Origin of the sequence: Sulfurimicrobium lacus, from assembly GCF_011764585.1 — a bacterium.
Taxonomy (GTDB): domain Bacteria; phylum Pseudomonadota; class Gammaproteobacteria; order Burkholderiales; family Sulfuricellaceae; genus Sulfurimicrobium; species Sulfurimicrobium lacus.
On sequence record NZ_AP022853.1, the window covers coordinates 2,595,351 to 2,609,712 of the forward strand.

14 protein-coding genes are annotated in these 14,362 nt (G+C 60.0%); all 14 read right to left on the minus strand.

The genetic code is table 11. The annotated features are described in order from the left end of the window. Positions 1 to 14: 14 nt before the first annotated feature. A complete protein-coding gene (locus SKTS_RS12680; protein ID WP_198420362.1) occupies positions 15 to 1,628 on the minus strand; it encodes a multicopper oxidase domain-containing protein in 1,614 nt (537 codons plus the stop codon). 36 nt (positions 1,629 to 1,664) lie between these two features. After that, the gene (locus SKTS_RS12685) at positions 1,665 to 3,146 is read right to left on the minus strand and encodes a multicopper oxidase domain-containing protein (protein ID WP_173065537.1); all 1,482 of its coding nucleotides are present in this window, start codon (positions 3,144 to 3,146) and stop codon (positions 1,665 to 1,667) included. Between the two features lie 535 nt (positions 3,147 to 3,681). Beyond that, the gene (locus SKTS_RS12690) at positions 3,682 to 4,299 is read right to left on the minus strand and encodes a lytic transglycosylase domain-containing protein (RefSeq protein WP_173065541.1); all 618 of its coding nucleotides are present in this window, start codon (positions 4,297 to 4,299) and stop codon (positions 3,682 to 3,684) included. 157 nt (positions 4,300 to 4,456) lie between these two features. Continuing rightward, entirely contained in the window at positions 4,457 to 5,113 is a 657-nt protein-coding gene (locus tag SKTS_RS12695) for a response regulator (RefSeq protein ID WP_173065544.1), read from the minus strand. A gap of 48 nt (positions 5,114 to 5,161) precedes the next feature. Continuing rightward, a complete protein-coding gene (locus SKTS_RS12700; RefSeq protein ID WP_244617333.1) occupies positions 5,162 to 5,692 on the minus strand; it encodes a type II secretion system protein in 531 nt (176 codons plus the stop codon). Positions 5,693 to 5,704: 12 nt separating this feature from the next. Next, positions 5,705 to 6,082 carry a type II secretion system protein gene (locus tag SKTS_RS12705; protein WP_173065548.1) on the minus strand — a complete coding sequence of 126 codons (378 nt, stop codon included), beginning with the start codon at positions 6,080 to 6,082 and terminating at the stop codon, positions 5,705 to 5,707. A gap of 15 nt (positions 6,083 to 6,097) precedes the next feature. Next, on the minus strand, positions 6,098 to 6,580 hold the full coding sequence (locus SKTS_RS12710; protein WP_173065551.1) for a type II secretion system protein: 483 nt from the start codon (positions 6,578 to 6,580) through the stop codon (positions 6,098 to 6,100). Further along, entirely contained in the window at positions 6,577 to 8,922 is a 2,346-nt protein-coding gene (locus SKTS_RS12715; protein ID WP_173065554.1) for a cohesin domain-containing protein, read from the minus strand. Before SKTS_RS12715 ends, SKTS_RS12710 begins: the two co-directional genes overlap by 4 nt. 22 nt (positions 8,923 to 8,944) lie before the next feature. Next, positions 8,945 to 9,493: a hypothetical protein gene (locus SKTS_RS12720; protein WP_173065557.1), complete on the minus strand. Its 549-nt coding sequence runs from the start codon at positions 9,491 to 9,493 to the stop codon at positions 8,945 to 8,947. Then, a complete protein-coding gene (gene pilO, locus SKTS_RS12725) occupies positions 9,490 to 10,113 on the minus strand; it encodes a type 4a pilus biogenesis protein PilO (protein ID WP_173065560.1) in 624 nt (207 codons plus the stop codon). The genes SKTS_RS12720 and pilO overlap by 4 nt, the downstream gene beginning before the upstream one ends. After that, positions 10,110 to 10,646, minus strand: a complete 537-nt coding sequence (locus SKTS_RS12730) for a hypothetical protein (protein WP_173065563.1) — start codon at positions 10,644 to 10,646, stop codon at positions 10,110 to 10,112. Before SKTS_RS12730 ends, pilO begins: the two co-directional genes overlap by 4 nt. Before the next feature lie 5 nt (positions 10,647 to 10,651). After that, on the minus strand, positions 10,652 to 11,494 hold the full coding sequence (locus SKTS_RS12735) for a hypothetical protein (protein WP_173065566.1): 843 nt from the start codon (positions 11,492 to 11,494) through the stop codon (positions 10,652 to 10,654). Then, a complete protein-coding gene (locus SKTS_RS12740) occupies positions 11,475 to 13,175 on the minus strand; it encodes a GspE/PulE family protein (RefSeq protein ID WP_173065569.1) in 1,701 nt (566 codons plus the stop codon). The genes SKTS_RS12735 and SKTS_RS12740 overlap by 20 nt, the downstream gene beginning before the upstream one ends. Further along, positions 13,172 to 14,362, minus strand: a complete 1,191-nt coding sequence (locus tag SKTS_RS12745; protein ID WP_173065572.1) for a type II secretion system F family protein — start codon at positions 14,360 to 14,362, stop codon at positions 13,172 to 13,174. The genes SKTS_RS12740 and SKTS_RS12745 overlap by 4 nt, the downstream gene beginning before the upstream one ends.

Sequence of the window (14,362 nt, forward strand, 5' to 3'; positions counted from 1 at the left end):
TTTCTCCTGGTTTGCTAGTTCGCTTCGATGATGCTGAAGACCCACGGGTCCACCAGCATCATCATCATCATTCCGCCGGGGAAGGCATTGTTGGTCGTGATCTCACGCTCGTTATGCGAGTGCCACATATAGGCGAAGCCGGCTTCGTCGCTCGGGTTCCCGACCGTCCCTGATGGTGGAATCGGCGTGCTGCCGACAGCACGCGCCGTGGCATCCGGCCCGAGATAGGGACTGCCGCCATACCATGGGCCGTTGGCCAGGATGTTGGGGTCGGGCAGCGAGACGGGACCGCCGCTACCGACCTGGCCGAAGGGCTTCGCTTCCAACGGCTTCTTGTGGTCTGCGCACCACTCGAAGTAGTTGGGCGCGGTGAGCGGCGCACCGCTGCCGGTGGTGTAGTAGCCGTTTGCGTCCGGTACGCAGGTATCGGCCGTGATGCCATCGGCATGCGCGTAGACGTCCCAGTTCAGGCCCTTGCCCGTCCACTGGAAAATGCCGTCCAAAGCCATGCCGGGCGTGGTGGTGGTGGTGAACAGCAGCGGGCCGGCGAGCTTGTTGGAAGATGGAGTCAGCAGCAGGTTGCCGTCGCGCGCCAGCACGCGGACGTGATTGCCGTGCTCGTGGAACGGGTGTTGCCAGCGGCCGGTGCCGATGACACGTAGCAGCACGAGTTCGCCGGGGTGCATGTGCGGGTTGCCGTTATACGGCTGGTGCGGATATTGCACCGCGTAGTTCGGGTCCATCAGGTCAGGCATGGACCGGCCGTTGACGATGTAGTACGCCGGCACGTACGGCTCGGTGGCGACGACCATGCAACCGGTCGGCTGCGTGCATGGGAGTGCCGCCTGGGCCTGGGCCTGCTGGTGAATCACGGGGTCAATTTCCGAAAACTGGAACAAATACTCGCGGTCATAGCAGGCTGCGGGGTGGTTGTACGCCGATGCGGCGAGACGGAAGTCAGGGTCCCCATTCGGCAACGTCGCCGTCGCCCCGGCGGAATGAGCATGGCAGGTGGCGGGCAGATTGGCTGGCGTCGCATAGCCCGCCGGTACACTGTTACCGTTGGTCGGCAAGACGATGAGCGCGCCGTAGAGCCCCATCTCGACTTGCAGGTCGCCCTGCGTGCCGCTGTAGTAGGCATGCGTGCCGGGTGTGCTGGCCACGAAGGTGTAAGTCACCGTCCCGAGGTTCGCTGCCTCTTGCGCGAGCAGGCCGGCGGTTCCGCCGGTCGCGGTCACGTTAAATCCAGGAAAAAGGATCGAGGTATTGCCTGCGGCTGCCGGCAGATTGTTGTGCAGGGTGACGATCACGATGTCGCCCTGATTCACGATCAGCGTGGGTCCGGGTAGCTGCATCGCCCCGGCCGGGCAACTGGCATTGGTAATCGTTGCCGGCGCAAACCCGTTCGGTGCAGTGTTGCAGCCATAGCCCCAGGAATAGATGCTCGATCCGTCGGGCTGGCTGATGTAGCCAGGTACGGCCGTCAGGTCGAAATTCGGCCCGGTGATGCCGGGTGCGGCTGCATGGGCGGTACCGACGAGCAGAGAAGCAAGGGCCGTCGCGGCAAGCAGGGCGAAATTTGCGATCCAGGTCTTGTTGATCCAGGTCATGTGTGTAATGTGACGCATGGCTATTCTCCTATTTGCTGCTGCCGCAGGCCTTGGTCAGAGTATGTGGATCTCGGTCATCATTCCGCCAAAGTTCTCCGCGTCGTTCGACAGGTGGTCGAGCTGCGGCGTGTAGAGGTAGAAGACCGATCCGGCTGGATATTTAGTGGTGTCCGATGCATCCAGGATCACGTCGAGCGACTCGCCGCCGCCAAGGGTGATCGAGTTCGTGTCGTAGGCCATGTTGGTGCCGTCCTGGTCGCGCAACAGCCTGGCGTTAAGGGCAATCACGTGCATCGGGATGCCGAGCGAGGCCAGCGTATGGAACTCGCTCACGTTAAGGTCCGAGATACGCAGCAGCGCCCTGCCACCCGCCGGAATGTTGATGAGGGCCGGCAGCGGTTGCGAATAACGCGACACACCGTCCGCCGACTGCGTGCTCAACGGTTGCGGATTGATCGTGTCCGGGTAGCTCCTCCCGTTCAGCAGGAAGTACTTGTCCTTCAGGTCGATGAAGGTTTCCGGGTTGAAGGTCATGCCGACGAAGTGGAAGTTCGGGTCGAAGCCGTGCATCTGGAGCGGGAACTCGACGTCGTAGGCGGTCGATCCGTCGCCGTCGTTGTAGGCGTACATCTTGTTGGCGGCGCGCGTCACACTATTGACTGGCGGCAGCGGCGTTGAACACAGAATGTCGTCGCCGCACTTGGTGCGCAGGTTGGTCTGCTGCGCAACCAGTCCGTTATAAAGAGAGCTCCCCACCGCTACCCGATTCTGCCGCGGCCGCACGTAGATCTGGCCCACCATGCCCATCTGCAGGTGCTCGGGTGGGGTGATGTGGCAGTGCCAGAAATAGGTTCCCGCGTCGGGCGCCAGGTAGTAGTAAGTGAAGCTGCCGCCGATGTTGATGGCGACGGAGGCATCGGGCACGCCGTCGAAATACGCCGAAGCGTTGGGGTAGCCGTGAAAGTGAACGGTGTGCTGCTCGAACAGATCGGGACGCATGATCTGGCCGACGTTGGTCAGGGTAAGGAAGAACTCGTCATCCTCATCGATCGCCATCAGAGGCGCCGGCGAGTTGCCGTTCAGCACCCCGACATCCATGATCACGCGCGGGTCGACGTGCCCGTTTATCTGGTTGGGGGGCACGGACATCGGATCAGGGGTGAGGCCGACCGCGCCATTAAAGGTCGTGGACGTGTTCGGTTCACCGACGCCTGGATCGGTTGGGGCGAGCGTGTTGAACACCGCTGCCGTCTGCGTGCCCGGCTTGCCATTGACCATATCGGCAAGGCCGGACAAGGGTCCGAAGGCGAACAGGTAGGTTTGCGTGCCGTCGGCCATGGTCGCGAAGCCATCGCCACCGGAGATTTGCTGGCACTTGATCAGTCCGGGGTGGGTCGGATCGACCGCGCTGCCATTCGGGTGCATCGTGGTCGTCTGCGGGCACTGCACGCGGAAGCTAGTTGCCTCGGCGGTCGTGGCAAACAAACACAGCAGCAACAGGGGCAGCAACCGCTCCAAGTTGGGAAAGTTCAACATGGTGTTGTCCTCCTTTCCATCTATGGGCGCATTGCGCCCTGGTGAGAGCAAATCGCGGTTTATTCGCTGGCGGGCCGGGAATCAATTGGCCCATGGTAAATGCGAGTTCCGCGATTCAAGCCGTTCAAATCTTCAGTGTCTTTGCCCGGTTACTCTGCTACTGGATCGGTTCAGGCACTGATTACAAAATCCCAAAATTCACGGGTCACGCAGAAAACAAAACCCGTCAACATTTGTTACAAAGTATTCATGAATTTGTTTTTTATGGCTGCTAGGTAGATCACTCATTTCATTTCTGCGGAAACCCTACTCTTGAGCTACCGTGCACTACCTCCACATTGCCCACCCTGCCTGCTTGATTACGTCGCTCTCTCCGCCATCCATTTCGCTCATATCTTCAAAACGTTCGAATTGCGTCAGATGGGAATGATTGTCAACCACAAGCGAAATACGCACACTTAAGTCAAACCCTGCATTTCGCCATGGCCGGGACTTCACTTTACGGGTGGGGGTACTGCGGGGTTTGCTGGAAGACTTACAGATCGACCTGGTACTTGCGATAGAAACCGAGCACCTTGGGCACGTAATCCCTGGTCTCGCGAATCGGCGGAATGCGATTGCCGGACCTGACGACGGCGTTCTCTCCGGCGTTATAGGCTGCGAGCGCCAGGCTCAAGTCGCTGTTGAACATTTTCAGCAAGTCGCGCAGGTACCTTGCGCCGCCTTCGATGTTCTGCACCGGGTCGAATGAGTCGGCGACGCCATAGCGTCTGGCTGTTGCCGGCATGAGCTGCATCAGGCCGGACGCGCCTTTTCTTGAAACGGCTTTCGGGTTGTAGTGCGACTCCACCGAGATCACGGCATGAAGCAGGGCACCCTCCAGGCCGTAGGTGCGGGCTGCATCATCGACGATACGGTCGTAGCGGGCCTTGCCGGCAAGGGCTGACAGTACCTTCTGCTCAGCGTTTGGAGAGGACGCCTGCGCATTGTCTTTCTGGTCGGGAATCAGTACCCGGTAGCGATTGTCCGCAGGCACGTTGCTCAGACTCACCGAGCCATCTTCTGCGGTATAGGCGTAAACGCCCGCTGCAGCCAGCCGGACCAAACCGCATCCGAGCAGAAAAGATAAAAGAACGCACCACAGAGCTTTCATCGCAGCCCCCCGCATCGAAACTTCGCTTCAACCTTACGCAATGTGGTTGTACGTCACAATACGCTGGACACTGTATAGCAGGAGGGTGCTGCCAAGGTGTTGCAGTCCCTCGCGGCCCGCGCGGGGATTGTACGGAACATTCCTGGGCCTTGAGGCGCTAGCCGGCCAGCAGCCCCTTTTCGATCGCATAAGCGGTCAGCATGGACGCATTGTGCAGGTCGAGTTTCTTCATCAGGTTGGAACGGTGCTTTTCCACCGTCTTGACGCTCAGGCTGTAATAGTCCGCGATGTACTTGTTGGGGTGCCCTTCGGCCACCAGCTTCAGCACTTCCCGTTCCCGGTGCGTCAGCGTGTCCCACGGGCTCGACCCTGTCGCGCCCTGTCCCGTGCCCAGGTAGCCGTTGATCACTTGAGCCGATATGTCGGGACTCAGGTAGGTCTTGCCGTTCAGCACGCTGCGGATCGCCACGCGCAATTCGTCGTGCGTCGCGTCCTTGAGGATATAGCCGTCAGCCCCGGCACGCAGGCTTTCGTGGATGTATTCGTCGGTCTTGTGGATGGTCAGCACCAGCACCTTGGTTTCCGGGTAGCGCCGCTTGATGTCGCGTATCGCTTCGATCCCGTTCATCCCAGGCATGGTCAGGTCCATCAGCACCAGGTGCGGCGACAGCGCCCCGACAGCCTGGATCGCATCGCGCCCGTTGTCCGCCTCGCCGGCAATCTCGATGTCCGTGTCCTGCGCCAGCAACGCGCGCAGGCCGGCCCGCAACAGCGTGTGGTCTTCTGCAATCAGCAGGCGATATTTTTTACTCATGATTCACCCCCACAATGAAAACTCCGGGTTTAATTTCACCCATATCCGTCACGGCTTCGTCACCGGTTTTATGCCAAAACGCACCGTTTTGCTCATGAACACCCAGTCGGAATACTTCATCTTGTCTTCGAAGCTGCTATCGGCAAGTCTGAAGTTGCGCTTCTTGATCGGTTCATCTTCAGAAAGGCTGTAAACCCCGAGAATTTCTCCGCTCGGCCCCTTGACCAGTCCCCACTCGGAACTGCCGGTGATCGGGTCGCGATAAATCTTTCTCAAATAACGTTGCGTGGCCGGCGTGCGCGGGTCTTTCAGCAAGTCTTCGAGGCTCACGGGATATCGTGCGGAACCGCCTGACGCATGTCTCGAATATTGATTGAGCGCGCGACGGAACTGGTCGCCGACGAACAGCAGTTCGCGCTCCTTTTCACGCTGCACCGCCATGTGCCATACCTCCCCTGCCGAAGCGAGAACAACGCCGATGATCGCAATAAAGATCAACAGGGCGATATAGGTAAACCCCGCTACGGCAGACGGCGCACGGTGGATGTCTTTCATGCCTGCGTATTTTTTGTAGCTCATGCGCATTTTGCGTCACCAGTCCTTGTATTCCGTACCGTCCCTTGCCTTGCCTGGCGCGCCGCTCTTCAAGTCGTACACGCCCCCTTTTTCAGGCACGTCGGGAGGCACGACGATCCACGTGGTGCTGCTGTCGGTGATGGGATCGACCGGGAGGCTGCGCAAGTACTTCTTGTTGACCAGCATGTCGAGGGAATCGGGATACTTGCCGTTGTCCCCGTAATACTTGTCCAGAGCCTGCCGTGTCAGGGACAGGTTATCGCGCAAGACGGTTTCCTTCGATTTTTCGATGCTCTGAAAGTAACGTGGCACGGCCAGGCTCAACAGCAGCGCGATAATCGCCAACACGACCAGCAGTTCGACCAGGGTAAAGGCTTTGATTCGCCGGAACATGGTTGCGGGCGCTCCTCACCAGTCTTTGTAGCTGATGCCGTTCAGTCCGACACCGCTCGACAACGAGTACACGTCGTACACATCGTCGCCCGCTTCCGGGGAATCCGCGCTGCTGGCGTAGCTTCTCTTGCCCCAGGTTTCATCATTGGTATTGGCCGGATCGTCGGACATCGGGTCGCGCGGAATGCGCCGCAGAAAATAAATCATTCTTTTTCCGTCCGGGTCGGTTTGATCGGGAACGCCCTCGACCAGCACATTCAGCGTTGGCGGGTAGCCGGTTTGCTGCATCGAGGTTTTCACGCGCCCTTCGTCCACGGCCTCCTTGTAGGCGTCAATCGCACTGCGAATCTGGCGCAGGTCCAGGCGAAGCTCCTGCTCCTTGTCGCGCTGCACGACCAGTTCCATCATCGGCAACGCCACGCTTGCCAACAGGCCTACGATCGCCACCGTGACCACCAGCTCGATCAACGTGAAGCCTGCGGGGGCGCGCCTGATCATTGTGTCACCGTGATGGCATGGGGCTCGGGAGCAGCAAGCGCCAACGATCCGCCACCGCTTGCTGCGGAAGTGATATTTCTGACCGATATCTGCGATGACGGGGCCGCAGCAGTCACTTCGAATACCAGCGTGACAACGCTACCGCCCCCACTTGCTTCACCCGTCCCCGATCCGGACAGCCCCACCACGATGTTGCCGCTCTTCTGGTTGATCGTTTTCATGAGGTTCGATTGGGCATTATTCTGTTTCATCGCATCTCCTTCGATCACATCGACCGCTTTCAATACGGCGGGGTCGTAGCTCACCTGGAAGCCCAGGCTTTTTGCCCCAAGCGGCGCTGAATTGTTGAGCGTCAGGCTGATCCTGTCGCCCACCTTCGCCTGGTTGGGGCCGTCCCATGAAAGAGCAACCGCTTGCGGCGCCGCGTCAGCGGGCGTTGCGGTGACCGGCGCTTTGGCTGCCGGTTGCCGGGGTGCCGGCACAACAGGCTGTGCAACGCTGGAAAAGCCGACGCTCCCGCTCGATTTCATGGTTAAGGCGCTACTGCGCAAAGTGGATTCCGTGCCGGACCAATATTCCACTTCGCGCGCGTCCGGAAGGATATTTCTACCGACGATACGCGGGGTGATGGAAAGAACGATCTCCGACTTACTGGTATTGTCGCCATGGCTGGAGAACAAACGCCCCAGGATCGGCAGTTGGCCAAGACCAGGCACTTTATTGGCGTTTCTGCGATCCTCGTCGCTGATCAAGCCGGCAAGAATCTGGGTTTCACCGTCCTTGAGGCGCAACACGGTCGAGGCGTTGCGCGTGCCGATCTGATAGGCCTGCGTACCGGAGATGGGATTGTTGACCTGCTTGACGATCGAACTCACATCTAAATTAATCTTGATAGAAACATCGTTGTCGAGATGTATCTCGGGCTCGACCTCGAGCTTCATGCCCACGTCCAGATACTGGACGCTGCCCGTTACCACGGGCGTCCCGGTCGAAACCGGAGTCACGGCGTTGGTGATCACCGGCACGCGGTCGCCGATCATGATCTTGGCCTTTTCATGGTTGCGCACGCGGATGCGCGGGCTGGCAAGCAGATTGGTGTCCGTGTCCTGCAGCATCAAGTTGAGCGCGAGACTCAACGGCGTGGCAGTGTAGCTCTTCAAGGGGGTGTGCAGGAGTTGTCCGAGGCTGCCAGGAACGTTTGTTGTGCTCTGCACGCCAGCGCTCGTTGTGAGCGTCGTACCCGTTGGCGAGGTCAGAGTCAGCGTATCTGGCCACTTGATTCCCAACTCGCTCAGGCGCGAGGTGCTCACCTCGAGCACTTCAACTTCCAGCATGACTTCCGGATCGGCAATATCCTGGTCGGCAACCATTTTTTCCGCTAGCCGGATGGCCTCCGGCGTATCCCGCATCACGATGGAATTGGTTTTCTCGTTGATGAAGATATCCTTGGTCTTGAGCAGGGTTTTGATCATCGTCAGAACCTGCTTGGGATCAGCATTGGTGAGGTGAAAGCTCCTGATCTTGAGGTCCTGGTAATCCTTGAGTTTGGCTGGCGTATTGGGGTAGATGAACACCGTGTTGTCGCTGATGATCTTTTTCTCCAGCTGGCTTTGCAGCAGGATTAAATCGATGGCATCTTCCACCGACACATCCTTGACGAAAATCGAGGTTTTGAGGTCCGCCCTCACATCCTTGTCGAGCAGGATATTGATCCCGCTGGTGCGCGACAGGGCCTCGAACACCATCTTGAGGTTGGCGTCACGAAATTGCATGGTCACCGGCTTCCTGAACTTTCCCTGCAGCGTCGGTTCGGCCAACAGCCCTTTCGCTGCCTGCTCGTCGATCTGCTGTTGCAGCAGGAGCGCCGGCCCATTCCTCGGGTTCTCCAGCAATACCGTCTTGAGCGCCGCCCGTGCCCCTTCCGCATCGCCCTTCTTGAACAGGCCGGTTGCCTCGGCGACGATCTTGGCATGGCGCCGGTCCATGGCCAGCGAGGCCATGCCGTCCTTTGCGCCGTTGCTCTGCGGATCGATGCGCAGAGCATGTTCGTAGATTGCCTGCGCGGCATCGTAATGCTCCTGGGCTCGTTCGCTGTTCGCGTTCGCCAGCATGCGGTTGACGAGCTGCTCGCGGTAACGCGCCAGCGTAGTGCGATAGGACAGGTTCCCGGGTTCGGCCTTGGTGGCCTCCTCCAGTTTTGCCAGGCCTTCTTCGCTACGCCCGGCCTGCAGCAGCTCCATTCCCTCATCGTGCAAACGCTGCCCGGCACAACCCGCAAGCATCGTCGCAGCAAGCAGGAACAGTATATTGTTGCCTGTGAAGTGCAAATTTAGCCTGTGCATGTCAGATTCTCCCTGGCGGCATTCAAGACGAATTGCCGGTGCTTATTGACTGCTTGATGTTGAGCGGCAGGTAAGTCATTTCCACCATGCCATGCTCCACGCGATCCACGCGGTAGGTGCTTTCGATCACGTCACCCACTGCGACGGTATATAGCCGGTCGCCCTTGAGCAGCATGATGACCTGCCCCGAATTCTCCTGGTAAAGCCCGAGATAGGTAAACGGCATGGGCGGCGCGGTCGGTTTCGGCGGCGGCTGGGGCGGGGGCGGTGGGGGCGGCGGCGGGGGTACGTACCAGGAAGTTGCGCCGAATACGTTGCCTATATTTTCATTCCCGTTAGCTTGAAGCGCAGCATGGTCCAGACGTTCGAGCTCGACACGTGACTCGTCCGGGGCACGCTGCACCGTTTTCTTCGCCCCGGAGGGGACAACTCTGGTTGATTGTTCCGGTTTCTGGTGCGGCTTCTTCGCCGTCCCCCAGCCATCGCCGCAAGCGGCGATGGTGGCAATCGCCGCGAGCAAGCAGCCGAGAAAGGCAGGCTTGCCCCAATGCAGCCACCGGCGCGCCTTCATGATGCCTGCTCCAGGTAGAGCACCATTTTGATCTTGGCTTCGACGTTGGGATCGGCAACTTTCTGACGCTCGAACTGCACATTCTCCAGCGCGATGACCGGAAGTGTCCCCGGCACATCGGTCAGAAATCTCCGGATCTGCGGATACTCGCCCTTCACCGGCAAGGTCATCTGATAGCGCACCAGCTTCCCGACTTTCTCTCGCGTTGCCTTGTATTCCCCATCGTTCAGGGTGAGCCCGCGGGATGCCGCCAGGGCGACCAGTTTTTCCAGCCACTGGGGCGAACATCCCTCGTGGGGAAATTTCCCGTAGAACTCGGTGAGTTGCTCTGCCGGGCTGAGTCTTGCGCTACTGGACGACTTGCCGGCCAGCGCCAGCTGTTCATGCAACCGGTCTGCGCTGAAGCGCGCAGTGTCCAGTCGCGCCTGCATGGGGCGAATCGCGGAAAAATAGAGCGCCGGGCACATAACCAGTATGCCGATTGCCAGTATTCCTGGCGCACCGATGCGACGCAGCCAGTGCCGCGCCGTCCAGCGCACGCGGCTCCACAAGGGCGGCGCTATAGCGGCCTCGGAACCGGAGACGATGGGCCGCCGAAGCATGTCGAGAAGCCACCTCATGACGGGTCCCGCCAAATGGCCAACAACACGAACCGTACCGGTTTTTCAGGGTCCTGCAACTGAATATGGTGGCTTTGCAGATAGACAGTGCCGAACACATCGCGGTTTTCGAGCTGCTTGATGTACTCCAGCATGGCCGCAATATTCTTTGCCTCGCCGCTGATTTTAACCAGCCCTTTTTCCGTGTCGGGTTCCAGTCCCAGCAAGGTCACGTCTTTGCTGCTGTTGTCCTCCACCGTCTGGAACAGGCCGTTCCACGGCACACTGAGCTGGCGCAGCACCTGGTTGGCACGCTTCACCTCCAGCGCAAGGTCACTTGCCATGCGCTCGCCTTCAAGCCCGGCCGGGGACCGCTGCCGCCCGGCGCGTTCGATATGCTCTGCGCGAGACTCCCAAAGCGCTGCCTGATCGCTCAGATTGCGAAAATAGACGCCCGTCGCCGCCAGGGCTGTCACTGCGACAGCGAGCAGCAGCGCACCCTCCCAGGAGAGGAGTCTGGCCCCGCGCTGATAATCGAGATTTAGTTGAGCCATCGTGGTCACCCGCTCAATGCCATGGCGAAGCGGCCTTCATATGCAGGGACGAGGGATGCCCGCACCGTTGGCCGCAAATTATGAATTTTCCAGCGACCGTTCTCCGGCAGTTCTGCGTTTCCAAGCTCGGGCGCCCAGAGGTAAACCTCGTTGGTCGCCGAGCCCGGCTCCGCCAGGTAGATTTCCCGGTCCAGAACCGTTGACAAGGTGTCGCGCCAGTCGCTGCCTATCCTCATCGTCCGCACGCTGGCCAAACGCCCATGCTGCAACAGGGCCAGGCACAGACATCCAGGCTCATAAAGCACAAACCACCCGCTGCGTTTCGCCAAGGTCGGGCGGCAGTGATTGAAGGCAGCCATCAGACGGGGCTGTACCGACGCGAGAGCCACGCCCTTGCGTTCGAACACCGCGCGCAATGCCGCAAGCAGGCGCCTGTCCACGGCGCTCGCCAGCTGTGGCTGTCCGGCTGGCTCCGGGTTCAGGCGCAATTCCCACTGTTCCGCAGCCGCCCCATAGATTTGCCTGAAACAGTGCCGCGCATAGCCCTCTTCTTCCGCCGCGCTGCTCAGCCCGTCGCTCCAGGGCATCAGGGTGTAGCGCATGAAATGATTCGACAGGATCACAGTTGCGACCGACTTGCGAACCAGCACGCGCGGCAGTTCAGTCTCCAGGGTCTTGATCGCTTCTTCCCATGGCACTTCGCCATCGCCGGGGGTGCAGTCGACGACAATTTTCGCCTCCACGCGGCGTGTCGGACCGCGTCTCGTCAGCGTCCAGCCGAGGCGCACCAGCACCACCTGATCGGGCGCCAGCACCACACGCAATTCATCACGCCACGAAAGTGACACGGTTAATCTCCTGTAAAGTCGTTTCGCCCTGCCGCACCATTTCCACCGCGGTTTCGCGCAGGAAGTGCGTACCGTTACGCCGTGCCGCCTCGCGTATGACGCGGGCCGGTTCACGGTTGATGATGAGTTCGCGTATCTGGTCGTTGAGCACCAGAATCTCGCCGATCGCCTTGCGCCCCTTGAATCCGGTACCGCGGCACTGCCCGCAGCCGGTACCGGCACGGAAACGCATGCTGACCGCATCCTGCTTGTCGATTCCAGAATCGGCGATCAGTTGCTCGTCGGGCACCTGCTCAACTGTGCAGTGGGGGCAGTTCACGCGCACCAGCCGCTGCGCCATGATGCCGTTGAGGGCGGAGACGAAGCTATAAGGATCGACCCCCATGTGGGTGAACCGGCCGAGCACGTCGAACACGTTGTTGGCGTGTACCGTGGTGAACACCAGGTGGCCGGTCAGCGCCGACTGTACGGCGATTTGTGCAGTCTCCGGGTCGCGGATTTCGCCGACCATGATCTTGTCCGGGTCGTGGCGCAGGATGGAGCGCAGGCCGCGCGCAAAGGTCAGCCCTTTCTTCTCGTTCACCGGAATTTGCAGCACGCCCGGCAACTGGTACTCGACCGGGTCCTCGATGGTGATGATCTTGTCCTGTCCGTTGTTGATCTCCGAGATCGCCGCATAGAGCGTCGTGGTCTTGCCGCTTCCGGTCGGGCCGGTCACCAGCAACATGCCGTAAGGCGCGCTGGAAAGCCTGCGCAGCACGGCGATGGAGTCGTCATCGAAACCCAGGTAGCCGAGGCGCAGACCCTTGATCTGGTCGGTCAGGGTCTGCTTGTCGAGAATGCGCAGCACCGCGTCCTCGCCGAAAATGCTGGGCATGATGGAGACGCGAAAATCCACCTCGTGTCCGCGCACCGCCACCTTGAAACGTCCGTCCTGGGGCACGCGCCGTTCGGCGATATCGAGTTCCGACATCACCTTGATGCGGGAAATCACCTGTTCAGCCAGATCCAGGCCGGCTAGGGAGCCAACCGTGGTAAGCACGCCGTCGATACGGTACTTGATGCCCAGACCCGACGGCCCGGTCTCCAGGTGGATGTCGCTGGCGGCGATTTTCAATGCGTCGTACACCGTCGAGTGCACCAGCTTGACCACTGGACTCGTGTCTTCGCTAATGGTCTTGAACGACAGCTCATCGGCGCCGGTTCTGGTCGTGCTCGCCTTTTCGTCCAGCGCCAGCACGCTATCCATGGCGTGCAGGGAATCCTCCTGGCGCGCGAGGTAAGCTGCCAGGTCGGCATGGTGCGCCAGCCCCCAGTCGAAGGATTCACCGATGCGCTGCTCCGCCCACGCCTGCAGACCGATGTCGAACGGGTCGCTCATCACCAGGGTCAGGCGACCGCCATCTCCGCGCAGCGCAATGCACTCGCGTTCGACCGCTTCGGCAAAGGGCAGCACCTCGAAAGCGGGCGCCAGGCGGTGCAGATCAACCATGCCTAGAACCGCATAATGCAAGGTGTCGGCCAGGGTCTGGGTAAACGCGCGAGGGTCCATGTTCGACTGTTCTTCCAGCACTTCTATGACGCGGCGCCGCAAGGCCGAAGCCGTCTCCCTTGCCGCGTGCACCTGCTGCGGGGAAAAAACGGTTGCTGCCGGAACCACGGGTTGTTCTGCGATATTCATTGGATGCTCCCGGCGAGCTCGAAAATCGGGAAGTACATCAGCACCACGATGCCGCCGATGATCAGCCCGATAAAGACCATCAATAGCGGTTCGAACAGTTTGGTGAAGCGCTCCACCCAGCGCGCCGTTTCCTCTTCATAGAAAGCCGCAATGCGCTCCATCATCTCGCCCATCTGTCCGGTCCGCTCGCCAACCCGCAGCATGCGCAGCGCCACCGGCGTGGTGAGCCCGTTGCGCTCCATGGACTGCGAGATGGGCTGGCCTTCACTGATGCTCGCTGCAGCCAGCGCCAACTGTTCGCGCAGCTTCAGTTGCAACAGGTCGGAAACCATCTGCAGCGAGGCCACCGCCGGCATCCCGCCGCGCAGCAACATGCCCAGAGAACGGTAAAACCGGGCCAGCTGGTAAATGTGAAGGCGCGCGCCGATGGAGGGGAGACGCCATAATACGGTGCTCAGCCACTGCTTGAAAAACGTCCGAGTAAACAGGTAGAACGAAGACACCAGCAACACAAGCATGCTGCCGAGCAACCCTTCGCTATGCTTGCCGATGAACTGTCCCCACTCCATCAGCAGCCGCGACATGAATGGCAGATTGCCGCCGATATCGACGTAGATCCGGCTGAAGCGAGGCACGACGTAAAGCATCAGGAACACCATCACCACACCGCCGACGCCGGCCAGCAATACCGGATAAATCGATGCGCTGACCACATGTCTGCGTACGCTGTCCATTTGGGTCTGGTAGGTGATATAGCGCATCAGCGCTTCCGGCAATGCGCCGGTTTTCTCGCTGGCGCGCACTGAAGCCACGTACAGCGGTGGAAAATCAGCCTCGGATTGACGCAATGCATAAGACAGGGGATGTCCTTCATAGAGGGTGGCAACGATCTGGCTCAGCGTCTTCTTTACGTCCGGCCGCTGTTCCTTTTCGGCCAGTGTTTCCAGCGCCTCAACCAGCGCCAGGCCAGCGTCCAGAAGCGCAAGTAGCTCCTGGCTGAAAAGCACGAGCGGAAAATGTTTCTTGCCCGGCTTGTTCCAGACGTGCCAGGAATGCCGCGCCTTGACCGCGATAACCGTATAGCCCTGTGCCACGGCTTGAGCTGCGGCGTCGCCGGCATCAGTTGCATCCAGCGCAAAAGAGGTCAGTCCCTCGCTGCCACGCAATGCTTTTACTTCGTATCGCAT

Bases quoted from the DNA above. Each gene is read 5' to 3' on its own strand.
- pilO (WP_173065560.1), bottom strand. From the start codon at position 10,113: ATGAGGTGGCTTCTCGACATGCTTCGGCGGCCCATCGTCTCCGGTTCC.
- SKTS_RS12690 (WP_173065541.1), bottom strand. From the start codon at position 4,299: ATGAAAGCTCTGTGGTGCGTTCTTTTATCTTTTCTGCTCGGATGCGGT.
- SKTS_RS12715 (WP_173065554.1), bottom strand. From the start codon at position 8,922: ATGCACAGGCTAAATTTGCACTTCACAGGCAACAATATACTGTTCCTG.
- SKTS_RS12705 (WP_173065548.1), bottom strand. From the start codon at position 6,082: ATGTTCCGGCGAATCAAAGCCTTTACCCTGGTCGAACTGCTGGTCGTG.
- SKTS_RS12685 (WP_173065537.1), bottom strand. From the start codon at position 3,146: ATGTTGAACTTTCCCAACTTGGAGCGGTTGCTGCCCCTGTTGCTGCTG.
- SKTS_RS12680 (WP_198420362.1), bottom strand. From the start codon at position 1,628: ATGCGTCACATTACACACATGACCTGGATCAACAAGACCTGGATCGCA.
- SKTS_RS12710 (WP_173065551.1), bottom strand. From the start codon at position 6,580: ATGATCAGGCGCGCCCCCGCAGGCTTCACGTTGATCGAGCTGGTGGTC.
- SKTS_RS12745 (WP_173065572.1), bottom strand. From the start codon at position 14,362: ATGCGATACGAAGTAAAAGCATTGCGTGGCAGCGAGGGACTGACCTCT.
- SKTS_RS12695 (WP_173065544.1), bottom strand. From the start codon at position 5,113: ATGAGTAAAAAATATCGCCTGCTGATTGCAGAAGACCACACGCTGTTG.
- SKTS_RS12700 (WP_244617333.1), bottom strand. From the start codon at position 5,692: ATGAGCTACAAAAAATACGCAGGCATGAAAGACATCCACCGTGCGCCG.
- SKTS_RS12720 (WP_173065557.1), bottom strand. From the start codon at position 9,493: ATGAAGGCGCGCCGGTGGCTGCATTGGGGCAAGCCTGCCTTTCTCGGC.
- SKTS_RS12740 (WP_173065569.1), bottom strand. From the start codon at position 13,175: ATGAATATCGCAGAACAACCCGTGGTTCCGGCAGCAACCGTTTTTTCC.
- SKTS_RS12730 (WP_173065563.1), bottom strand. From the start codon at position 10,646: ATGGCTCAACTAAATCTCGATTATCAGCGCGGGGCCAGACTCCTCTCC.